Source organism: Endozoicomonas sp. ALC020 (assembly GCF_049275935.1).
Taxonomy (GTDB): Bacteria; Pseudomonadota; Gammaproteobacteria; order Pseudomonadales; family Endozoicomonadaceae; genus Endozoicomonas_A.
Genome location: NZ_CP184830.1, coordinates 510,479 through 532,500, shown reverse-complemented (window position 1 = coordinate 532,500; position 22,022 = coordinate 510,479). Strand labels below are relative to the sequence as shown.

Genomic DNA, 22,022 nt, shown 5'->3' with positions numbered 1-22,022 from the left:
GTGGATAGGAGTGAAAGGCTAATCAAGCCCGGAGATAGCTGGTTCTCCTCGAAAGCTATTTAGGTAGCGCCTCGTGTCTCACCATCGGGGGTAGAGCACTGTTTGGGCTAGGGGGCCATCCCGGCTTACCAACCCCATGCAAACTCCGAATACCGATGAGTGCAATCACGGGAGACACACGGCGGGTGCTAACGTCCGTCGTGGAAAGGGAAACAACCCAGACCGTCAGCTAAGGTCCCAAAGTAATAGTTAAGTGGGAAACGATGTGAGAAGGCCCAGACAGCCAGGAGGTTGGCTTAGAAGCAGCCACCCTTTAAAGAAAGCGTAATAGCTCACTGGTCGAGTCGGCTCGCGCGGAAGATGTAACGGGGCTCAAACTATTCACCGAAGCTACGGGGTTCAGTTGTCAGTTTACAGTTGTCAGTTGGCAGTATGAGAAGTAAGTATGCAGCGATTTGAAGATTTAGAAGTATTTCAACGGGCCTATAAGCTTTCTTTGAAAGTTCACAAGCTCTCGCTGGAATTTTCGAGAATTGAACAAATGCATGGACTTGCTGATCAGATGCGCAGAGCCAGTAAAGGAATCTGTGCAAATATTGCTGAAGGACATGGGAAACTGATCATCTCAAAAGCAGAGTTTCGAAGGTTCATATTGATGGCTATCGGATCATCTGACGAAATGAGAGTTTGGTTAAGGTACTGCCTTGATCTCAATTACATTGACGATCAGCAATGGCAAGACCTCAAAACCGAATACAACCAAGTCAGTAAGATGTTGGTTAGTTTGCACAAGAGTTTTAAATAACTCAGTTCAAACTGACAATCGACAACTGCAAACTGACAACTGAACCGGTAGAGGAGCGTTCTGTAAGCCGTAGAAGGTTCACCGGGAGGTGGGCTGGAGGTATCAGAAGTGCGAATGCTGACATGAGTAACGATAAAGGGAGTGAGAGGCTCCCTCGCCGGAAGACCAAGGGTTCCTGCGCAACGCTAATCGGCGCAGGGTGAGTCGGCCCCTAAGGTGAGGTCGAAAGACGTAATCGATGGGAAACAGGTTAATATTCCTGTACCCCTTTTGACTGCGATGGAGTGACGGAGAAGGCTAGGCCAGCAGGGCGATGGTTGTCCCTGTTTAAGGTCGTAGGCTGTGGACTCAGGCAAATCCGGGTTCACAAAGCCGAGAACTGATGACGAACCCACCAAGGTGGGGAAGTGGTTGATGCCAGGCTTCCAGGAAAAACTTCTAAGCATCAGGTCAAAAGGGACCGTACCCGAAACCGACACAGGTGGTCAGGTAGAGAATACCAAGGCGCTTGAGAGAACCTGGGTGAAGGAACTAGGCAAAATGGCACCGTAACTTCGGGAGAAGGTGCGCCCCTTTTGGTGATCGGACTTGCTCCGTAAGCTGAAGGGAGTCGAAGATACCAGGTGGCTGCGACTGTTTATTAAAAACACAGCACTGTGCTAACACGTAAGTGGACGTATACGGTGTGACGCCTGCCCGGTGCCGGAAGGTTAATTGATGCTGTTATCGCAAGAGAAGCGGTTGATCGAAGCCCCGGTAAACGGCGGCCGTAACTATAACGGTCCTAAGGTAGCGAAATTCCTTGTCGGGTAAGTTCCGACCTGCACGAATGGCGTAACGATGGCCACGCTGTCTCCACCCAGGACTCAGTGAAATTGAAATCGCTGTTAAGATGCAGTGTATCCGCGGCTAGACGGAAAGACCCCGTGAACCTTTACTACAGCTTCACAGTGGATCTTGATGTTGCTTGTGTAGGATAGGTGGGAGGCTTTGAAGTGTGAACGCCAGTTTGCATGGAGCCAACCTTGAAATACCACCCTGGCAATATTGAGGTTCTAACCCAGGTCCTTTAGCAGGATCGGGGACATTGTGTGGTGGGTAGTTTGACTGGGGCGGTCTCCTCCCAAAGAGTAACGGAGGAGCACGAAGGTTGGCTAAGCACGGTCGGACATCGTGCGGTTAGTGTAATGGTACAAGCCAGCTTGACTGCGAGAGGTACATCTCGAGCAGGTACGAAAGTAGGTCATAGTGATCCGGTGGTTCTGAATGGAAGGGCCATCGCTCAACGGATAAAAGGTACTCCGGGGATAACAGGCTGATACCGCCCAAGAGTTCACATCGACGGCGGTGTTTGGCACCTCGATGTCGGCTCATCACATCCTGGGGCTGAAGCCGGTCCCAAGGGTATGGCTGTTCGCCATTTAAAGTGGTACGCGAGCTGGGTTTAGAACGTCGTGAGACAGTTCGGTCCCTATCTGCCGTGGACGTTGGAAGTTTGAGGAGAGCTGCTCCTAGTACGAGAGGACCGGAGTGGACGAACCACTGGTGTTCGGGTTGTGTCGCCAGACGCATTGCCCGGTAGCTAAGTTCGGACGGGATAACCGCTGAAAGCATCTAAGCGGGAAGCCCCCTTCAAGATGAGACTTCCCTGGCCGCAAGGCCCATAAGAGACGTTAAAGACTATGACGTTGATAGGCGGGGTGTGTAAGCGTTGTGAGGCGTTGAGCTAACCCGTACTAATGACTCGAGAGGCTTGACCATATAACGCCAAAGCGATTTGCGCAGCGAAGCTGCCAGCAAAAGCTGGAAGCCTGAAGCTGGAAGCTTGAAGCCGTACACAGTGAACGAGAGTGTTGAGCAAGAATAGACGACACAGCTTAAAAGAGATTTGGATTCCAGAGCCTTAGTTTTCGAGAAACAGCTTCAAGCCTCCAGCTTAAAGCTTCCAGCTCGAGAGCCAACGGCTCGACCAGTTTTGCCTGGTGACCATAGAGTGTTGGAACCACCCGATCCCATCCCGAACTCGGAAGTGAAACGACACATCGCCGATGGTAGTGTGGGGCTTCCCCATGTGAGAGTAGGTCATCGCCAGGCATTGAATAAAGCAAAACCCCGGTTGAGAGATTGACCGGGGTTTTTGTTTTGTGGGCAAAGGAATGTGGCAGAACAGAAGTGAAACGACACATGCCTGGGCGGCCCCACCTCGGCGGCCCCACCGATGGTAGTGTGGGGCTTCCTCATGTGAGAGTAAGTCACTGTCAGGCATTGAATAAAAAAAGGCCCAAGATCGAATTCGTTGGGCTTTTTTTATTCAGTGATTTGCGACCTTATACCCATCACAGAGAAAAGTCGTACTGGCATCGGCGATAAATAAGCGCTAAATCCCCCTAATCGACATCGTCAAAAACTCCGGTTAATGTTTTGCTTTTAACTGGGGTTTGATTATGACGGTAGAAAAAAGCGCCTGAATGAAAGGTCTCTCGTAGCGGTGCTTACAAGGGCAACATGTATCCGGAATATTTCAAGCCGACAGAACAAAAAGATTTCGGTTTTTACCAGAAGTGCTATTTTTTGCTTGCAAGGAACTCGGCTTTCCTTATAATCAGCCGCGTCTTCAGGGATGGCATTTCTTCCTCGAAGCAACGAAGTGGTGGGCGTAGCTCAGTTGGTAGAGCCCCGGATTGTGATTCCGGTGGTCGTGGGTTCGAACCCCATCGTCCACCCCACTTTTAAAAAAGGCCTGACTATCAAGTCAGGCCTTTTTTTTGAACTTAGCACTCATTATTTTCTAATACTTCTGCTGATCTTCACTCAGCTCAAGATAAATCCTGTATTTTCTGTCATAGTCTTCTGCAAGCGATGTGTCAGGAGATAGCGTTTCTTTTCGCTTCATTCAAGCCTTCAGCATAGGAAAGATGACTGCTTGGCAGGTGGTCAATCAATGCTCCCGACACTGATCGAACAACAACGTTGTGTTAAAAGCCTTCAAGGGCTGAAGGCATAAGATGTCATCAGAGGGCTGCATTATTGTGTCAGAAGTCTGCCAGAGCTTTAGTGTCTGGGGTTTTTTTGCCGCAAAAACAAGCATAATAGTAGACGAGTAATTCAGCGGGCTTTGAAGAGATAAGCAGATGATTATGGACTCAGTGATCGGGCATCGAGGTGCAGCTGCTCTGGCTCCGGAGAATACTCTGGCTGGTATTCGGAAGGCGGCCGATTTGAGGCTGAAATGGATAGAGCTCGATGTGACACTGCTGGGAGATGGCTCAGCAGTGATGTTTCATGACCCAACAATGAGCAGGACTTCTTCAGGAAATGGGCATTTGAGGGGAAAGAATCTGGCTCAGGTCGCTACTCTGGATGCCGGACGCTGGTTCTCGGAGGCGTTCGCCGGTGAAAAGGTGCCAACACTTCTTGAAACACTGGCTTTGATCAAGAAACTGAAGCTGAGCCTGAATCTTGAGTTGAAGCCCAATCGCTGCGATTTAAAGCTTTTGGTTGAGGAGGTGGTTGCAGCCATAGAAGCAGCTGATTTCCCCGAGGATCAACTGTTGGTATCGAGCTTTAATCATAAACTTCTGGTTCTGTATCGGGCAAAAGCTGGCAGCAGGATTGGTTGTCTTTTCGAGTCGCTGCCTCGAAACTGGAAATACAAAGCCAGACAGGTTGGTGCCAAAACGATTCATCTGAATGGCAAAAAACTCAAAGAGAAAAACGCGCATGACATCAAAGCGGCAGGTTATGAGCTGTATTGCTATACCGTTAACGACAAGGATATGGCTGATCGATTAAGAGCCTGGGGTGTTGATGGCGTCTTTTCGGATAATCCTGCTTTAATCGCTTGACAGAGTGCCGGGCAGGCACTCGGTTGCGAATGAAGATTAGTGCTCTTCGTCTACTTCTCTCAAGTATTTGAATAGTTTTCTGAAAGCTGCGGGAGGTTTGTCCTGTACGGCTTCCTTTTGAGCGTTACGTACCAGTTGTCGTATGTGTTGATGATCGGCTTCAGGGTATTTGTCGAGGTATTCGGTGAGCACCTCATGCCCCTCGTTTATCAACCGGTCACGCCAGCGCTCCAATTGATGAAAGCGACGGCTGTATTCCTCACTGGTGGAATCCAGGCTGTCGAGATATTTCTGGATGGGTTCCAGCTCCTGGTCTCGCATTAATTTGCCTATGAAGCCCAAGTGCCGTTTGCGGGCATTATTGCTTTTAATTCGCTTGCTCTCATCCAGCGCTTCCCTGAGGCGTTCATTCAGGGGCAGCTTGTCCAACATGGCTGGCTTCATATCCATCAGGCGGGCACCCATGGCCTTGAGCTCGTCCATATCGCGTTTGAGCTCGGATTTGCTGACGTAAATGATTTCTTCAGCGTCGTCTTCAAATGGGGAGAGGTCTTGATCTGACATGGTTCAGGTCTACTTAGAGAGATGCAGGCATTTTACTCCAGTTACGGATATTCAGCTATGAGTGTAGAAGGAAGGCTGCCAGACTTGTTTTGGGCCAATGGTGATAGTGCTTATGGTGAATGGTTTGTTTTTCTTTCGCTATGGGCATTTGTGGCTGGGCACGGCACAATAGGACTTACACGTATAATTCTGAAAGGCAGGAATTTCATGGGTGATAAAACCAACGCTGTACTGGATCCCCGCTCTGAAGAGGATCGCCTGAAGACCCTGGTCAGGGATATTCTGGCTGAAGCCCGACGTCAGGGCACAGATGCCTGTGAAGTCGGTGTCAGTCTCGATGCAGGTCTTTCGGTGGGCGTCAGAATGGGTGATGTTGAAACAGTGGAGTTTAACCGTGATCAGGGTTTCGGTATCACCGTTTATCAGGGGAAGAAAAAAGGATCAGCCAGTACTTCAGACAGTACACCTGAAGCCATCAGGGAGACGGTGAAGGCAGCTTGTGATATTGCTGGATATGCTTCGGAAGATCCCTGTGCCGGTCTTGCCGATGCAGAGTTAATGGCGACTGAACTGCCAGAGCTGGACCTTTATCACCCTTGGGGTGTTGGTGCAGAAGAGGCTATAGAGCTGGCTTTGAAGTGTGAGGAAGCTGGCAGATCGTTTAGTAGTAAAATCAAGAATTCTGACGGTGCCAATGTCGGTACTCATCAAGGCTGTCGTGTATATGGGAACAGTCACGGCTTTGTAGGCAGCTATATTTCCAGTCGTCATAGTCTGAGTTGTATATTGATTGGTGAAAAAGCCGGTGAAATGCAGAGAGATTATTGGTACACCGTCGCCCGTGATGGTAATGATCTTGAGTCTGCTGCGGATGTCGGTCGCAAGGCAGCGGAAAGAACGGTGGCCCGGCTGGGTGCCAGTAAAGTCCCTACGGGTCAGGTGCCCGTGCTGTTTGCAGCAGAAGTGGCTTCAGGCCTTGTGTCACACTTGTTGGAGAGTATCAGTGGTGGCAGCCTTTATCGTCGGGCTTCATTTCTGCTGGATCATCTGGGTAAGCAGATATTTCCTGACTGGGTGCGCATCCATGAGCAGCCATACCTGAAAAAAGCACTGGGTTCGGCCAGTTTTGATAATGACGGTTTGGCAACCCGGGCCAAGGATTTTATCTCTGATGGCGTTCTGGCCAGCTATCTCCTGAGTACTTATTCTGCCCGTAAGCTGGGCATGAAGAGTACGGCTAATGCCGGGGGTGTCAATAACCTGTTCCTTGACTGCAATGCAGGCGGCAGGGAAGAGTTATTGAAACAGATGGGAACGGGCTTGCTGGTGACCGAGTTGATGGGGCAGGGTGTGAATATTGTCACAGGTGATTACTCAAGAGGTGCGGGTGGCTATTGGGTTGAAAATGGCGAAATACAGCATCCTGTCTCTGAAGTGACTATCGCTGGAAACCTGAAAGATATGTTTATGAATATGGTGGCTGCAGGGAGTGATTATGATCGCAGAGGGAGTATTCAGACCGGTTCGATTCTGATCAGTGAGATGACTCTGGCGGGTGAGTGATAAGGGTTCAGCCTGTTATCTATTTGGTTGAGTATAAAAGCAGGTTAAATGAATGATAATCACATTTTTAAAGGTTTGAGATATATCCGGAACGAAAGAGGTCAACCTCATCTGGAAGCACAATATGAACATCATCGTCCAAATGCAGGGTGGCAATCAGAAGAGCACTTTTCTGATGGAACGTTGAGATTGTTGGGTATTCTTTGGAGTTTGATGGAAGGTATGGGGGTTCTGCTATTGGAAGAGCCAGAATTATCACTCCATAGTGCAGCAAACTCCCCTGATGATTGATCGAATTCAAAGAAAGACAAAAACAAGGAGAAGGCAAATCATCATAAGTACCCACAGTGAAGCAATACTGAATAATGAGGGTATTGATCCAAATAGTGTGATCATTTTGGAGCCCGGCAGAGAGGGTAGCCAGATCCGAACAGTCAGCAAAGCTGAAAATAAAGCACTGGAAGCGGGTTTGATAGTGAGTCAAGTGATACTGCCAAAAAACCGACCTGCAAATGTCCAGCAGCCAGGGTTTTGGGGATGACACCGCTGTATGTCGCTACTGAGGATCAGTTAAAGCTGTTTCAATGATAAAGAGTTAGCAGACAGACTGCAGTGTCAGCCATAAAACAAGGCCGCCAGTCCCAGAAAGGATAGGAATCCAACAACATCGGACACTGTCGTTAGTATTATGGTGCCAGCTAATGCGGGATCTATGTTCATGGATTTGAGAACAACGGGCAGGCTGGCACCGACAATAACGGCAGTGCTGAGATTGATGATCATAGCACAGGCGATCACCAGAGAAATGACCGGGTCATGAAACCATAAGTAGGCAATCAGGGAAACCAGAGCAGCCCAGAGTACGCCATTGAGAAACCCTGCCATTAATTCACGACTGAGCAGCCATCGAAGGTTGGTCCGACTGATCTGGCCCAGTGCCATGCCCCGAATCACCAGGGTCAGAGCCTGTCCGCCAGCATTGCCGCCCATTCCTGCAACAATGGGCATCAGGACAGCCAGGGCAACGACCTTGTCTATGGTAGCCTGAAACATACCTATGACAGAAGCGGCAATAAAGGCTGTTATCAGGTTGATACCCAGCCAGACTGCACGCCGACGGGCTGTCTTCAGTGCGGGAGCAAAGGTGTCTTCATCGTCATCCAGGCCTGCCATGCTCATCATGGAGTGTTCGGCTTCTTCCCGGATAACATCTACCACGTCGTCAATCGTAATGCGGCCTAGAAGCTGACCATGCTCCGAAACTACTGGTGCTGATACCAGATCCTGCCGTTCAAACAATTGCGCAACCTGGCTGTCTTCCATATCGGCAGCGATAGGTTTCAGATCGGTCTGCATTACTTCAAAAACTGTGGCTGAAGGGGATGTGGTCAGGAGAACGGATAAAGGCAATGCCCCAATGTATTCGTCTCTGCGGTTGACGACAAACAGACTGTCTGTCATCTCCGGAATATCCTTGTGACGCCTGAGGTAACGAAGCACAACATCAAGCGTACTACTGGGTCGGATGGTGATGACATCAGTATTCATCAGTCCACCGGCTGTGTCTTCCGGATAAGAGAGAACGGCTTCTACCCGTTGCCGGTCCTGGCTGTCCATAGAATCCAGCACTTTTCGGGTGATGGCGTCGGGTAGCTGCTGTAGCAAGTCAGCTATGTCATCAACGTCCTGACCTTCGGTAATGACTTTGAGTTCTGCCACATTCATCCTGTCCAGGAAAAACTGCCGGACTTCGTCGCTCAGCTCCTGCAATACGTCGCCTTCCATCTCTCGATCGATCAGGCGCCAGAGAAGGCTGCGAAGTTTGGGAGGGGAAGATTCAAGCAGGTGTGCCGCATCCGGAGCCGGAAGACCATTCAGCATACGCCTGAGTTCAGGAGAAACACCGTGCTCAAGGGCTTCGTTGAGCTCCTGAAATGCCTTGTCTCCGATACTCAGTTGTAGCTGTTGAACCATAGATGCGTATCCGGTTTTTTTGGTAGAAGTGTCTGAGTATCGAACTTCTGTTCTTTTAACCATCAAGTCTGATAGTCAGACTCAGTCATTTCACATGTCATTCTTTGTTAGCTTTGCCGGGCTTTCAATCTCTGGCAAAGCTTTTCGAGAGACCAGTATAAACAGGGATTTAATGATGAAAAGGGTGACTACTCACCCTCTTCAAAAAAATCATTGATCAGATTGCACAGAGCCGAACAGGCCTCTTCTTCATCATGGCCTTCAAATGTCAAATCAAGGACAGAGCCTTTTCCAGCAGCCAGCATCATGACGGCCATGATACTTTTCCCATCCACTTCACGGCCGTTAAAGCTCACCTTCACCTGGCTGGCAAAAGCCGTCGTTGTAGAAACAAATTTGGATGCTGCCCGAGCATGTAAACCAAGTTTATTAATAATGGTGATCTGCTTCTGGATCATTATTTGGAAAGCTCCCGATGTCTGACCTGAACACAGTCAAAACGTTCTTTGAGCCACTCGCCCAGTTTTTCACTAATAAATACGGAACGGTGCTGCCCCCCGGTACATCCGATCGCAATCGTCATATAACTGCGCTGTCCGGATTCGAACCTTGGTAACCATTTTTCCACGAATGTGCTGAGATCTTCAAACATCTCATTCACCATGGGTTCTGATGCCAGAAAATCTTTAACTGGCTGATCCTGACCAGTGAAGGATCTTAAGGCTTCAACCCAGAAAGGATTAGGCAGACAGCGAACATCAAAGACGTAGTCGGCATCAACTGGCATACCGTGCTTGAAGCCAAAGGACTGGATCATCAGGGTCATACTTTTGCTGGTGGAGCCGCAGAGTCGTTGTCTTATCTGTTCTCTGATTTCATGGACAGACAGTGGCGAAGTGTCCAGCCTAATATCAGCTTCTTCAGCCAGTGGGGCCAGCAGTTTCTTTTCCAGATTAATGGCTTCTGTCAGGGAAACCTTGTCATTGCTCAGAGGATGGCGACGGCGTGTCGAACTATAGCGCTTCATCAGGGTGTTGCTGTCTGCGTCGAGAAAGATTACTTGACACTCAACCCCCTGTTTTTTCAACTTTTCCAACAATGTCGGGAAGCGTTCCAGAGAGCCGGGCACATTACGAACATCGAGGCTGACAGCCATACGGTGCGGTTCGACCAGGTTGCTTTTAAGATTGGTTGGCAGATCATTCAGCATGCTGGCAGGAAGGTTGTCTACACAGTAAAAACCCTCATCTTCAAGGGCGTGAAGGGCGGAGCTTTTGCCGGAGCCTGAACGTCCACTGATGATGACCAGCTTCATGGTGTGTCCTTCCCGATTGTTTGACTGTGTAAACAGGTCTCTCACCTGGTTCCGAGTGAGGCAAGTCTATCAAAACCTAATGAGATTAGAACCAGTCGCTTTCTTTTATTTCTAGCATAGTCCGGATATTTCTATTCCATGCAGTTTTGAAGGATAAATAGGCTTTGTAGTGACAAAAGTGAAGAAGAAAGGATTTCTGAGCAAGAAACATTTTGCCTGCTTCTGTTATCAGATCAGCAAGCAAAATATTTTTTATCTACAGTCGTTAAATGGGGGAACAGATGATGCTGTAAAGTGCCTCGGAATTTTCTGCCGCTCGCATCTGACTTAACAATACTTCTGATTGAAAGCGCTCAGCGACAGCCTGCAATATATTGAGATGTTCCTGAGTATTTTCTTCCGGAACAATAAGTGCGAACACCAGATCGACCGGCTGCTTGTCCACAGAGTCAAAATCTATGGGTTCAGACAGTTTGATCAGAAGTCCGGTAGGATGCTGACAAGCACTGGAGCGACAGTGAGGCAGGGCTATGCCTTTGCCCAAACCGGTGGTACCGAGTCGCTCTCTGTTAATCAGCTTGTTAAACAGATCCTTGGTTTTGATAGCGGGAACATGCTCATTGATGATTTCCGCAACAATTTCCAGGATTTTCTTTTTGCTGGCCCCCTGCACATCGCAGAGGGTGCGCCCGGGGGTTAGAATGTTTTCAATAATCATACAACGATCGATGCTTACAGGCGGCCGTTGGCACCCTGTAGCCGGTCAAGCGTTTTCTCTTTGTGTTTTACCAGTTGTCGATCCAGTTTGTCCGACATGTCATCAATGGCAGCGTACATATCTTCAGCCTCAGCGGTTGCATTAATATCCGCCCTACGAACATGTAGAGTCGCTTCCACTTTGTGCTTCAGTTTCTCAACACTCAGAGTGACCTGAACGTTTGTAATCTGATCAAAGTGGGCGGCAAGGCGGTCGAGTTTCTTGGTGACATAATCTTTCAGAGCCTCAGTCACCTCTACATGATGTCCACTGATGTTGACTTGCATGTAACGCTCTCCTGCTGATCCCGATTCTCGACATTGGACTGCCCCCGGGATTGTACGGGCAACCCTGATTGAAAGTCTATCACTGTCAATGACAGTTAGCGCTGTTCTGAGACAAAAAATCTATGGGGCGATTTGTGGTATAAGGGCTTGTTACCTCAATCGCTGAAGGCTCAGATAAGCTGCTTGCGTTCATTCGATGGCGGTATATTCATTGATTCACGATATTTGGCGATGGTTCTCCTGGCCACTTTGATCCCCTGGTCCCCCAGCAAGCCGGCGATTTTGTTATCACTCAGTGGTTTTTTAGGGTTTTCATCGGATACCAGTTTTTTAATCAAGGCTCTGATGGCTGTTGATGAGCACTCTCCACCAGTGGCTGTGCTGACATGGCTGGAGAAAAAGTATTTCAGCTCAAACACGCCTCTTGGAGTGTGCATGTATTTCTGTGTAGTGACCCTGGAAATAGTGGACTCGTGCATATCCACCGCCTGAGCAATGTCTGCCAACACCAGGGGCTTCATGGCCTGCTCACCCTGCTCCAGAAAATCTTTCTGAAATTCAACAATCTTGCCCGCTACTTTCAGTAAGGTTTCGTTACGACTTTGCAGGTTTTTCAGAAACCAGCGGGCTTCCTGCAGCTGGTTCTTCATAAAGACATTGTCACGACTGTTGTTGGCACGTTGCACCATTGAGGCGTAATTGTTGTTGATGCGAAGTCTGGGCAGGGATTCTGAGTTCAGTTCAACCGCCCAGCGGTCCCTGACTTTGGTGACCGAAATATCGGGGGTGACGTATTCCGTGTCCGCCTGGCCGATTTCTGATCCGGGCCTCGGGTTGAGGCTTTGAACAAGGCTAAGGGCTTCCCTCAGTTGATGTTCTTTGAGACGGGTACGCCGCATGATTTGGGCATAGTCACGACTGCCCAGAGCCTGTAGATGATTCTGGATCAGCAGACGTGCTTCTTTCAGGAAGTGGGTTTCTTGTGGCAGTTGATTGAGTTGAACTTCGAGACATTCTTTCAGGTTAGCGCTGGCACAACCCACCGGATCAAAGTGAAGAATCCGTCGTTGCATGACCTGAAGTTCTTCAAACGCCAGTTCCTCTACCTGTTCCTGTAGCGAGAGATAAATTTCTTCCAGGGAGTGAGTGAGGTACCCGTCATTATTGATGGCTTCGATCACAGCCAGGCCCATCAGCCTGTCTCTGTCAGTCATGGGAGTCAGGTTTAACTGCCATTCCAGATAGTCCTGGAGGGACTCATTGGCCCGGGAGCGGGCAAAAGGATCATGTTCTTCATCGGTTGCAGCGGGCAGGCTGGAATAGACATCATCCCATCCGGAGTCAACGGGCAGGTCATTGGGTATGCTGTCAGCCCACTGGGGCTCTTCTGGTTCCGGGGGCTGTTCTGCTTTTTCATTGAAGTCAACAGGCTGTTCCCCTTCATCACCAGATGCAGGTGGTTCTTCAACGGACTCTTCAGACTCCAGCATCGGATTGGATTCAAGAACTTCCTGGATTTCCTGCTGAAGGTCCAGAGTGGAAAGTTGCAGAAGCCTTATGGCCTGCTGCAGCTGAGGTGTCATGGTCAGCTGCTGGCCCATTTTTAGCTGTAAGGATGGCTTCATAGGCAACTGTATACCTTTACTTCGGTGTCTGCACTGAGGGTGCCAGATTTGATGCCATCAGCGCCTGACAGTTATATCTCAGTGTCTGCTCATTATTTTGATTGGGCTACTCTCCATGTCACTGGGATTATAATCACATCTGAAGCTTCGGGAAAGTGATTCATCAAGTCAGCCATGCAACATTCAGAACAAGAGTATGAAAATAAATCAGCTCAACATCTTTGCCCGCTTCTTTCGCGAGACCAGTCAAGAGATGATCAGAGACTGAACTGATGCCCGAGATAAACGTCACGAACCTTTTGATTAGCCAGGACAGTCTGACTATCACCCTCGGCAATAATAGTGCCTTCGCTGACAATGTAGGCCTTCTCGCAGATATCCAGTGTCTCCCGGACATTGTGGTCGGTAATCAGGACTCCGATGTCCCGGGCTTTCAGGTGCGTGATAATGGCCTTGATGTCACCAACAGAAATGGGGTCAACACCGGCAAAGGGTTCATCGAGCAGAATAAATTTTGGGTCAGTGCAAAGAGCTCGGGCAATTTCTACCCTGCGCTTTTCACCACCGGAAAGGCTCATACCCGGATTGTCCCTGATATGATTGATATTAAACTCTTCCAGCAATGACTCCATTTTTGCGATGCGATCTTTCCGGGAAAGGTCGGAACGGGTTTCCAATATCGAGAGCAGGTTATCGGTGACCGTCAATTTCCTGAAAATAGAAACTTCCTGTGGCAGATAACCTACGCCAGCTCTGGCCCGGCCATGCATAGGTTCGTGAGTTAAACTCTGGCCACTAAGGTCAACCTGTCCACCGTCTGCTTTTACGAGACCTACAATCATGTAGAAGCAGGTAGTTTTACCTGCCCCGTTGGGGCCAAGAAGTCCGACAATTTGACCACTGTCGACAGCCAGAGATACATCTTTGACGACCTGTCTGCCTTTGTAGCTTTTACTGAGATGTTCTGCCTTAAGCGTTGCCATCCGGAGTTTGTCTTCCTGTTTAAAAGTTAGCTGTCGTTTTTCTGGCAGCCCTTTCAAGCCTGTTCAGTCGTTGAGCAGTGAGTGTAATGGGATATGAGTATTACTGCTTGCTCTCAGGTTTGGGTTGGTAAATCATTTTGACCCGACCATCCGGGTTGCTTTTGTTCTCACTGCCCTTGGCATTCACGGTCTGCTTGGTCAGGTCATAATCAATGCGTTCACCTGTGAAGGTATCACCCTTCTGGGTCAACTGCGCCTGCTTGATCAGTTGGATCTTATCGCCAGCCACCTGATAATCGATAGTATGACCCCAGGCTTTCAGAATGCCCTGATCATCAGGTTGCTGTTCTTCGTAGTAAGCTCTTTCCTTGTCGCCTTCTGCCACAATTTTTTTAACTTCCTGCTGGACGGAATAGATGGTCACCTTGTCTCCGGTAATTCGGGTGGTGCCCTGAATCATCACAACATTGCCTTTATAGATGGATACACCTTTCTTGTTATCGATATCGGCGGTGTTGGACTCGATCTCAATAGGCTTCTGCCGGTCAGATGGCAATGCTTGTGCCATGACTGGAAGCAGAGCCGTGGCCCCCAGCATCAGGTAATATTCGACCCCTCTGCGACGACTCTTTCTGTCTGGCCGCTCATTTGGATCAAGGCGCTTGGCCTGTTCATGGCTTTGGCTCATGAAATCCTCTTACCCTAGACTTGAGTTTAACCAGACTCTCCTTGAAGAAAGCCTCCATACCAATGGCGCGCGTACGTCCAGTGTCGTTGGTGATCAGTACCGGTCGATCAGTGACTGCCAGATCCTTTTCAGAGTATATGGTCATGAAATCAGTGTCTATTCGAACCTTACTACCATTGCCGAGGTTCGTCTGGGTCATCACCACATCATCCCAGAGCTCTATATCCTCGCTGCCGGGCAACAGTTTGCCATAGAGGGCGTCGGCCACCATGGGTTTTCCGGGGGTATTGAAATTCTCCAGATGAGGGGTTTGCAGCAACGTTGTGTCATTGTGCGGGTAATGGGTGATACTGTCTGAGACCAGTATGTAATCCAGTTCGCCCTCTTTGTTGTACTGGGTGACCCTGGTGTCAATGAAATAGTAGTCAGCGTTCTCACGAACCAGAGGCTGTTTTTTCTGAACCCCAACATGGAGTTTGCTGTCATAAGCCCAATAGCCAACTCCGACCATTATCAGCATCAGAAAAGCAATCATTATCAGGTTCCGATTGGGCATCAGATCATTGGCTCCGGGTCACAATCTGGTCAGAGTCTGCAAAGGCAGATACCGACAAAAGAAGGCCATTCAGGAAAATGATGCCCGGTTTGTGCAGTCGGCAGCATTTTCGCAGCAAATGAATTCAGTTTACCATGATTTTATTTGATCATCAGGGGCTGCAGACGAATGTTTTCAAATACTAGACACTCGCTGTCGGCCTTACGTAAGAAGAGTTGAACGGTAGTGCTTTCTTGTCGTCAAAGAAACGCTTGAATGGAAAGGTATCGCTGTAATGGTGGAAAACTATCACAGCGATATTTTGGGTATTTTAACTCTCTATTTCAGGTAACTGGCCAGCATGTCATCCAGCTTGCCTTTGGCTTTAAGAATGAAATCACAAAATTCTCTGGCTGCACCTTCGCCGCCACGATTAGTAGTGATAGCAGGTGAGTGTTCACGAACGTAGTAGTGCCCGTTAGGAACGCTGCAGCCAAAACCAACCTGTCGAATGGCTGGAAGATCTGGCAGATCGTCTCCGATGTAGGCCACTTCATCCAGGCTAAGACCTTGCCCTTCTTCCTGAAGCAATTCTTTCAGAGCGACAAACTTGTCTTCGCGGCCCTGATAGAGAAAATCTACGCCCAGGTCGGAGGCTCGTTTTTCAACAAATACGGATCGACGGCCGGTGATGATGGCCGTTTTTACACCCGACTGCTTGAGCATTTTCAGGCCATGACCGTCGAGAGTATTGAATATTTTCATTGATTCGCCATGCTCACCAAACAACAGTTTGCCGTCAGTGAGAACACCATCGACATCAAAAACAGCCAAACGAACCCTGGCGGCGGCAGATTGTAGTGAAGAACTGATCATACAACGCCCGCCTTCAGTAGGTCGTGCATATTAATGGCACCGATCAGTTCATTGTCATCATCAACACAGATCAGAGCATTGATTTTCCGGTCATCCATAATCTTCAGGGCTTCAGCCGCAAGAATCTCGGGGTGGATGGTTTTGCAGTGGCTGGTCATCACTTCATCAATCAGTGTGGATTTGGGGTCGACGCCCTTGTCCAGAGCCCGACGCAGGTCACCATCGGTGAAAATGCCAATGACATGGCGTTTGTTATCGACAATGGCGGTCATGCCCAGGCCTTTGCGAGTAACTTCCAGCAGGGCTTCGCTCATTGGTGTGCCCAGGGGAACTTCTGGTACCCGTCTGCCAATGTGCATGATGTCTTTTACTTTCAGAAGCAGTCGTTTACCTAAAGAGCCACCAGGGTGAGAGAAAGCAAAGTCTTCTGCAGTAAACCCGCGGGCTTCCAGCAGGGCAATGGCCAGTGCGTCGCCCATTACCAGGGCTGTGGTCGTGCTCGAGGTAGGCGCGAGATCCAGAGGACATGCTTCTTTTTCCACCCCGGTGTTGAGATGGGCTTCAGCATCTTTCGCCAGTGTTGAATTCGGGTTGCCGGTCATGCTGATCAGGGGGGTGCCCAGTCTTTTCAGCAGGGGCAATAGAGTAATGACTTCGCTGGTTTCGCCAGAATTGGAAAGAGCCAGAACCACGTCTTCATGGGTGACCATTCCCATATCACCATGGCTGGCTTCCCCGGGGTGTACAAAGTAGGCAGGGGTGCCGGTGCTGGCGAGGGTTGCAGCAAGCTTGCGGGCAATATGTCCCGACTTGCCCATGCCAACGACAATAATCCGGCCACGGCATTCAAGCATAACACGGCAGGCACTGGCAAAACTGCTGTCGATCCTGTCTATCAGGCTCTGAACAGCTTCCAGTTCCATGGTAACGGTGCGGCGACCAATTGAGATGAACGGCTCGTCAGTAGTCATATTACGTACAGATTAGTTGTGACACGGCTATTCTATAGTGCCTTTCGCCACAGTAACAGTTCGGGATTTCTGCATTAAAACCTGTGCACTATGATCAGTTCCTCCTGATTCCGATACTATAGACCTTATCGCAACCGCACGACCGCATGGATGCAGGAGCAGTTGCCGTGCAGGATAGTCTTAACACGGGCTAAAATGGAGAAACCCGGGAGGCAGAGCTGACCGGTCAGCCCTGCCTGAAAAAGTCAGTGCTGAATGAATAACCAGGCACCATAGAGAAAGTATATTGAGAGCAGCGCAATGCCTGTCATTCTGCCCAAATGTCGAGGTTTCCTGCCAATCACGCAGACCAGGGTCAACAATATTGTCATGCCCAGCATAACAGGATAATCCCGCAGGATAACTGCCTGATCCAGTGCTCCGGGAGCTACGAGTCCGGGCATGGAGAGAACCGCCAGAAGGTTAAACGTGTTTGAGCCGATCACATTACCCAAGGCAATATCATGATGGCCTTTCAGAGCGCTGGTGATGGATGCGGCCAGCTCTGGCAGACTGGTGCCAATGGCAACAATCGTCAACCCGATCACAAGGTCGCTGATGCCCATGGCCTTAGCAATCTCGGTGGCCCCCCATACCAGTAGCTGTGAGCTGCCCAGCAACAGTAAAAGACCAGAACCCAGCATAAACCAGGCTTTTGCTGAGGACAGCTCTGGAATGTCTTCATCTTCCACCACTGCCTCATCCGGGTGTTGTTTCTGCCAGTGGATCATCAGGTAAAGGGTAATGACGAGGCCTGCCAGCAGAATCAAACCATCTATTCGACCCAGATAACCATTGGCAATGCAGAGACCGGAAATAATAGTTATCACCAACAGAAGGGGAATTTCTCTCTTGGTCAGAGCCGCTTTAACAGGCAGGGGGGCTATCAGGGCAGTAACACCCAGAACCAGGCCGATGTTGGCGATGTTTGAACCCATGGCATTGCCCACGGCCAGTCCCGGGAATCCTTGCAGTGCAGCCGATAGAGAGACCAGAATTTCAGGTGCAGAGGTGCCTATGGAGACCACTGTCAGGCCGATTAACATTCTTGAGACGTTCAGATTGCTGGCCGTAGCAGCGGCACCGGCAACAAAACGGTCTGCACTCCAGGTCAGGATAATGAAACCCACCAGGATGGCAGCAAGGGCAATGAGCATAGGATAAATTCTCTTCTCTAATTCAGGATGATTGGCTGAGATACTTTTTTTTTTACCTTGGAAGCGGCAAGATGATTTTATTCAGTCATTATTGTGTGAAAAAACCATTATCAGAAAGGGAGCAGTCATTCTCGGAACGGATCGGTTCATATAGCATTGTTCTGCCAGTACGGACTCTAGATAAAAAAGCCCAGTCTAAGTCTGTTGATAGTGAAAAGATAGTAAAAAGCCGGTAAAGAAGCTGTTTGGATGCAGTGATACTGATAAGGATACGTTCCCACAGTTCAAAAGGTAGCTGAAAGTCGCCATAATTAGATGCGGGTTGGTGGTAAGCTACCAGGGGACGGCGGTTGCTACTGAGTGCAGTCCACACATAGACAAGGAATAGCCTTCCAATGACAAAGGCAAGTGATAACTTTATTGAGATCCGTGGTTTGACGTTTCATCGAGGCGATCGAACGATTTTCAAGAATGTTGATATCGCCATTCCCAGAGGAAAGGTGGTGGGTATTATGGGGCCATCGGGTACTGGTAAAACGACGTTATTACGTTTGATCGGACGTCAGCTTCGCCCTGACTCCGGACAGATCTTTGTGGATGGCCAGAATCTCGATCTGCTCTCCCGTGAAGAGTTGTTTCGTACCCGTCGTAAGATGGGCATGCTTTTTCAGAGTGGTGCGCTTTTTACCGATTTGTCGGTGTTTGAAAATGTTGCCTTTCCTCTGCGCATTCATACCAGACTGGCTGAGCCGATGATTCGGGATATTGTCTTTATGAAGCTGGAGGCGGTAGGGCTAAGGGGGGCCTGGTCGTTGATGCCGGCAGAACTGTCAGGTGGAATGAACCGTCGTGTGGCACTGGCCAGAGCCATTGCACTGGATCCGGCTATGGTGATGTACGACGAGCCTTTTGTAGGGCAGGATCCTATAGCCATGGGTGTGCTGGTAAAATTGATCAGAATGTTGAACGAAGCACTGAATATTACCAGTATTGTGGTATCACACGATCTTCATGAAACAGCGTCAATCTCCGACTACCTCTACCTGATAGCCGATGGTGAAGTTATTGGCCAGGGTGAGCCGAAGCGTCTTATGAATTCCAATGATTCCCGGGTTAAACAGTTTATGAACGGACTATCTGATGGTCCTGTGCCATTCCATTATCCGGCACCGGATTATAAAGAAGTATTGCTGGGTGGGGAGACCGGATGAGCACAGGTATTCTTGACAGATTATCGCAGCTCGGCCGTTTTGGGTTGGATCAGATTCAATCCATGGGCCGGGCAGGCATTTTTCTGGTACTGGCTATTTTCTCCCGAGCCGGTTTCAGTAACCGATTCTCCTTGTTGATTCAGCAGTTATACAGTGTCGGTGTCATGTCGCTGATTATTGTTACCGTGTCAGGGCTGTTTATTGGTATGGTGCTGGCCTTGCAGGGCTACAACATACTGATACGATACGGCTCAGAAGATGCCGTGGGGCAGATGGTGGCTCTCAGCCTTTTGAGAGAACTCGGGCCGGTAGTTACAGCTTTGTTGTTTGCTGGACGAGCAGGTTCGGCTCTGACGGCTGAAATAGGGTTGATGAAAACCACAGAACAACTGTCCAGTATGGAAATGATCGGGGTTGATCCACTCAAGCGCGTCATTGCGCCTCGTTTCTGGGCAGGGGTGATCTCCATGCCATTGCTGGCCGCCATTTTCAGTCTGGTCGGTATACTGGGAGCTGTGATGGTTGGCGTGGATTGGCTGGGTATTTATGAAGGTTCTTTCTGGGCCACTATGCAGGCTTCGGTCAGTCTGGCGGCGGATATAGGGAATGGGCTGATCAAAAGTCTTGTATTTGGTTTTGTCGTGACCTGGATAGCGGTATTCCAAGGATATGATGCCATCCCCACTTCAGAGGGGGTCAGCAGGGCCACAACAAGGACTGTTGTTTATTCTTCGCTGGCCATTCTGGGGCTGGATTTCATTTTGACCGCTGTCATGTTTGGAGAACTCTAAGATGCGGATGAGAACGGTAGAGATAAGTGTCGGCGGTTTCATGTTGGCCGGGATGCTGGCATTGGTTGTACTGGCGCTAAAAGTCAGTGGTCTTTCATTGGAAAGCGGCAAGCAAACCTATACCGTGACTGCCATGTTTGATAACACTGGAGCCCTCAAGCCGAGAGCTAAAGTAGCCCTGGCCGGTGTCATCATTGGCAGGGTCACCAAGGTTGAGCTCGACAAGCAGACCTATATGGCAAAGGTCGATATGGAAATCGATTCCCATATAAATAACATTCCTGTCGACAGCACTGCCTCTATCGTGACGGCAGGGCTGCTGGGAGAGAAATACATTGGTATCAGCATTGGTGGAGATACTGACTACATCAAGCCCGGTGGTCGCTTCGAGGATACCCAGTCAGCTGTTATCCTGGAGGAGTTGATTGGCAAATTCCTTCTGGGTTCAGTCGATAAGGACTAAAGGCTATTAACTCCAATATATAAAGCCTGTAGAGGATGATGGAATCAATGATGAAAATGGTAAAGTCTGTTCAACAATTCATGACGACCCTGGTCTGTCTGATGGTGATGGGTGTATCTTATGCTGCGCCCGCTTTGCAGCCCCCGGAAGTGGAAGTCAGGAAGATTACCTCCGAGTTGCTGGATACTTTCAATAAGAACAAGAAGCAGTACCAGAAAGATCCTGAAGGTTTTTTCAAGGAAGTCGATCGTCTTTTATCTCCGGTGGTGGCTTTTGACCAGGTAGCCCGCTATGTCATGGGCAAGTACGCTCATCGCAATCCTGAACAGGTTGAGAAGTTTGAGTCGGTATTTAAGGATAGTTTAATCCGTTTCTATGGCAAGGCACTGTTGTCTCTGGACGACACTAGTCTGGTTATCGAGAGTGTGGATAAAACCTCACCTGAGTTGCTGAAAAAATATCAGGAAGGTCAAATCAGCCGTATACCCGTCAGGATGAAGGTTCGTACCAGCACCAACACGGTCGAGATCTTTTACTCAATGGTGCATGTTGATGGTCGCTGGAAGCTGCGTAACGTGACAATCGAAGGAATCAATATTGCCAAGCAATTCCAGAGCCAGTTTGCAGACGCTATGAAAAAGCACAAGAAAGTATCCTACGTGATAGATAACTGGGCTGCTATCATGTCGGCTTCAGCAGACGGCAGCAGCAAGAAGTAGTTTTGTCCATTTTTTGCTATGAGCATTCAGGAATCAAAATCATGCAGCTTGAACGATTGGCACCGGGACAGTTTTCTCTTAACGGGATTGTTAATTTTGATAATGCTGTCGAGGTGGAGAGTGAGGGGCGTAAGCTGTTGGAAGAGGACGTAGCTCCCGGAGGCGTCCTGAGAGTCAGCCTTGGGCAACTGCATAAAGGGGATAGCTCAACCCTGTCTGTTTGCCTGTCCTGGATCAGGCTGGCTCAGAGTAGAGGTGGTCATCTCTGCCTTTCTGACATACCGGAGGAGCTTGCTGCCCTGGCCAAGGTCTGTGGAATAGCGTCGATTCTGCAGGAAAGCACTTGCCCTTCTGCTTCCTGATTAAATGCAAGTGAGTGACGCCCTTTTGCCTGTTTATTCGCTACCAGTCTCCTTTCGGGACTGGTCAGTACAGTCAATGTCCGATATGATCCATCGATTTGCCCGCGAGTACGTACAAAGAGTACGGGCTTGTTGAGTGGTTGTTATTTTTTCATGAAAATACCGCTGTTGGGTGGTGTTTTTGTGTTTATGCTTTTAAGGCGTGAGGCGGTCTTTCCGGCTCATGACTGTTTTGAGAGGTGAATGCATGCAAGCCACCGAAGTGAAGGCGCTGCTGGAAGAGAGTTTCCCGGGTTCAGAGGTTCTGGTAGAAGGAGAAGGGTGTGACCTTCGGCTGACCATTATCAGTGACCAGTTTGAAGGGGCCCTGCCTATCAAACGTCAGCAGATGGTGTACAAACACCTCAATGAACTGATCGCCAGTGGTGCCATTCATGCGGTGACCATGATCACCCAGACACCTTCAGAAGCGCAGCGTCAGGCCTAACCAGC

General features: G+C 49.3%; 23 protein-coding genes, 1 tRNA gene and 2 rRNA genes (1 of these 26 cut by a window edge). 13 read left to right on the top strand and 13 right to left on the bottom strand.

Features of this window, described 5'->3' with window-relative positions; genetic code table 11:
- The 4 genes from ACOJUO_RS01995 to ACOJUO_RS01980 all read left to right on the top strand — a co-directional run.
- Positions 1-2,566, top strand: a 23S ribosomal RNA gene (locus ACOJUO_RS01995) (it extends 908 nt beyond the left edge of the window).
- A 217-nt stretch (positions 2,567-2,783) separates the two neighbouring features.
- A 5S ribosomal RNA gene (gene rrf, locus ACOJUO_RS01990) occupies positions 2,784-2,899 on the top strand.
- A gap of 556 nt (positions 2,900-3,455) precedes the next feature.
- Positions 3,456-3,531, top strand: a tRNA-His gene (locus tag ACOJUO_RS01985).
- A 405-nt stretch (positions 3,532-3,936) separates the two neighbouring features.
- Positions 3,937-4,650 carry a glycerophosphoryl diester phosphodiesterase gene (locus ACOJUO_RS01980; protein ID WP_422135077.1) on the top strand — a complete coding sequence of 238 codons (714 nt, stop codon included), beginning with the start codon at positions 3,937-3,939 and terminating at the stop codon, positions 4,648-4,650.
- A gap of 36 nt (positions 4,651-4,686) precedes the next feature.
- Here the strand turns inward: ACOJUO_RS01980 and yjgA are convergent, their stop codons facing one another.
- Positions 4,687-5,214 carry a ribosome biogenesis factor YjgA gene (gene yjgA, locus ACOJUO_RS01975; protein ID WP_422135076.1) on the bottom strand — a complete coding sequence of 176 codons (528 nt, stop codon included), beginning with the start codon at positions 5,212-5,214 and terminating at the stop codon, positions 4,687-4,689.
- Between the two features lie 207 nt (positions 5,215-5,421).
- Here yjgA and pmbA point away from each other — a divergent pair, with 207 nt between their 5' ends.
- Genes pmbA through ACOJUO_RS01960 form a run of 3 tightly spaced genes read left to right on the top strand, consistent with a single transcriptional unit; the run spans position 5,422 to position 7,318 of the window.
- Positions 5,422-6,777 (top strand): metalloprotease PmbA, encoded by a 1,356-nt coding sequence (pmbA, locus tag ACOJUO_RS01970; protein ID WP_422137142.1) that lies wholly within the window; start codon positions 5,422-5,424, stop codon positions 6,775-6,777.
- A 48-nt stretch (positions 6,778-6,825) separates the two neighbouring features.
- Entirely contained in the window at positions 6,826-7,068 is a 243-nt protein-coding gene (locus ACOJUO_RS01965; RefSeq protein WP_422135075.1) for an AAA family ATPase, read from the top strand.
- Complete coding sequence (locus tag ACOJUO_RS01960) at positions 7,061-7,318, top strand: hypothetical protein (RefSeq protein ID WP_422138760.1); 258 nt, start codon at positions 7,061-7,063, stop codon at positions 7,316-7,318. The genes ACOJUO_RS01965 and ACOJUO_RS01960 overlap by 8 nt, the downstream gene beginning before the upstream one ends.
- Positions 7,319-7,392: 74 nt before the next feature.
- On the opposite strand, the gene mgtE is transcribed toward ACOJUO_RS01960, so the two are convergent.
- The 12 genes from mgtE to ACOJUO_RS01900 all read right to left on the bottom strand — a co-directional run bounded on the left by mgtE (position 7,393) and on the right by ACOJUO_RS01900 (position 17,984).
- Positions 7,393-8,751, bottom strand: a complete 1,359-nt coding sequence (gene mgtE / locus ACOJUO_RS01955) for a magnesium transporter (protein WP_422140103.1) — start codon at positions 8,749-8,751, stop codon at positions 7,393-7,395.
- Positions 8,752-8,939: 188 nt separating this feature from the next.
- A complete protein-coding gene (locus ACOJUO_RS01950) occupies positions 8,940-9,209 on the bottom strand; it encodes an HPr family phosphocarrier protein (RefSeq protein WP_422135073.1) in 270 nt (89 codons plus the stop codon).
- Entirely contained in the window at positions 9,209-10,066 is an 858-nt protein-coding gene (gene rapZ / locus ACOJUO_RS01945) for an RNase adapter RapZ (protein ID WP_422135072.1), read from the bottom strand. The genes ACOJUO_RS01950 and rapZ overlap by 1 nt, the downstream gene beginning before the upstream one ends.
- Before the next feature lie 265 nt (positions 10,067-10,331).
- Complete coding sequence (locus ACOJUO_RS01940) at positions 10,332-10,784, bottom strand: PTS sugar transporter subunit IIA (protein WP_422135071.1); 453 nt, start codon at positions 10,782-10,784, stop codon at positions 10,332-10,334.
- A 14-nt stretch (positions 10,785-10,798) separates the two neighbouring features.
- Complete coding sequence (gene hpf, locus ACOJUO_RS01935; RefSeq protein ID WP_422135070.1) at positions 10,799-11,110, bottom strand: ribosome hibernation-promoting factor, HPF/YfiA family; 312 nt, start codon at positions 11,108-11,110, stop codon at positions 10,799-10,801.
- A 170-nt stretch (positions 11,111-11,280) separates the two neighbouring features.
- Positions 11,281-12,735, bottom strand: a complete 1,455-nt coding sequence (locus ACOJUO_RS01930) for an RNA polymerase factor sigma-54 (RefSeq protein WP_422135069.1) — start codon at positions 12,733-12,735, stop codon at positions 11,281-11,283.
- 257 nt (positions 12,736-12,992) lie between these two features.
- The gene (gene lptB, locus ACOJUO_RS01925) at positions 12,993-13,718 is read right to left on the bottom strand and encodes an LPS export ABC transporter ATP-binding protein (protein ID WP_422135068.1); all 726 of its coding nucleotides are present in this window, start codon (positions 13,716-13,718) and stop codon (positions 12,993-12,995) included.
- Positions 13,719-13,818: 100 nt separating this feature from the next.
- Positions 13,819-14,406, bottom strand: coding sequence for a lipopolysaccharide transport periplasmic protein LptA (lptA, locus tag ACOJUO_RS01920; protein ID WP_422135067.1), 588 nt, complete (start codon positions 14,404-14,406; stop codon positions 13,819-13,821).
- Complete coding sequence (gene lptC, locus ACOJUO_RS01915) at positions 14,390-14,962, bottom strand: LPS export ABC transporter periplasmic protein LptC (RefSeq protein ID WP_422135066.1); 573 nt, start codon at positions 14,960-14,962, stop codon at positions 14,390-14,392. Before lptC ends, lptA begins: the two co-directional genes overlap by 17 nt.
- Before the next feature lie 318 nt (positions 14,963-15,280).
- Positions 15,281-15,814: a KdsC family phosphatase gene (locus tag ACOJUO_RS01910; protein ID WP_422137140.1), complete on the bottom strand. Its 534-nt coding sequence runs from the start codon at positions 15,812-15,814 to the stop codon at positions 15,281-15,283.
- Positions 15,814-16,788 (bottom strand): KpsF/GutQ family sugar-phosphate isomerase, encoded by a 975-nt coding sequence (locus ACOJUO_RS01905; RefSeq protein WP_422135065.1) that lies wholly within the window; start codon positions 16,786-16,788, stop codon positions 15,814-15,816. The genes ACOJUO_RS01910 and ACOJUO_RS01905 overlap by 1 nt, the downstream gene beginning before the upstream one ends.
- A gap of 245 nt (positions 16,789-17,033) precedes the next feature.
- The gene (locus ACOJUO_RS01900; RefSeq protein WP_422135064.1) at positions 17,034-17,984 is read right to left on the bottom strand and encodes a calcium/sodium antiporter; all 951 of its coding nucleotides are present in this window, start codon (positions 17,982-17,984) and stop codon (positions 17,034-17,036) included.
- A 395-nt stretch (positions 17,985-18,379) separates the two neighbouring features.
- Between ACOJUO_RS01900 and ACOJUO_RS01895 the strand changes: the two genes are divergently transcribed.
- The 6 genes from ACOJUO_RS01895 to ACOJUO_RS01870 all read left to right on the top strand — a co-directional run bounded on the left by ACOJUO_RS01895 (position 18,380) and on the right by ACOJUO_RS01870 (position 22,017).
- The gene (locus tag ACOJUO_RS01895) at positions 18,380-19,195 is read left to right on the top strand and encodes an ATP-binding cassette domain-containing protein (protein WP_422135063.1); all 816 of its coding nucleotides are present in this window, start codon (positions 18,380-18,382) and stop codon (positions 19,193-19,195) included.
- Positions 19,192-19,986 carry a lipid asymmetry maintenance ABC transporter permease subunit MlaE gene (mlaE, locus tag ACOJUO_RS01890; RefSeq protein WP_422135062.1) on the top strand — a complete coding sequence of 265 codons (795 nt, stop codon included), beginning with the start codon at positions 19,192-19,194 and terminating at the stop codon, positions 19,984-19,986. Before ACOJUO_RS01895 ends, mlaE begins: the two co-directional genes overlap by 4 nt.
- 1 nt (position 19,987) lies before the next feature.
- Positions 19,988-20,449: an outer membrane lipid asymmetry maintenance protein MlaD gene (mlaD, locus tag ACOJUO_RS01885; protein WP_422135061.1), complete on the top strand. Its 462-nt coding sequence runs from the start codon at positions 19,988-19,990 to the stop codon at positions 20,447-20,449.
- A 47-nt stretch (positions 20,450-20,496) separates the two neighbouring features.
- The gene (locus ACOJUO_RS01880) at positions 20,497-21,168 is read left to right on the top strand and encodes an MlaC/ttg2D family ABC transporter substrate-binding protein (RefSeq protein ID WP_422135060.1); all 672 of its coding nucleotides are present in this window, start codon (positions 20,497-20,499) and stop codon (positions 21,166-21,168) included.
- A 41-nt stretch (positions 21,169-21,209) separates the two neighbouring features.
- On the top strand, positions 21,210-21,530 hold the full coding sequence (locus ACOJUO_RS01875; protein ID WP_422135059.1) for an STAS domain-containing protein: 321 nt from the start codon (positions 21,210-21,212) through the stop codon (positions 21,528-21,530).
- 247 nt (positions 21,531-21,777) lie between these two features.
- Positions 21,778-22,017 (top strand): BolA family protein, encoded by a 240-nt coding sequence (locus ACOJUO_RS01870; RefSeq protein ID WP_317145347.1) that lies wholly within the window; start codon positions 21,778-21,780, stop codon positions 22,015-22,017.
- Positions 22,018-22,022 lie beyond the last annotated feature (5 nt).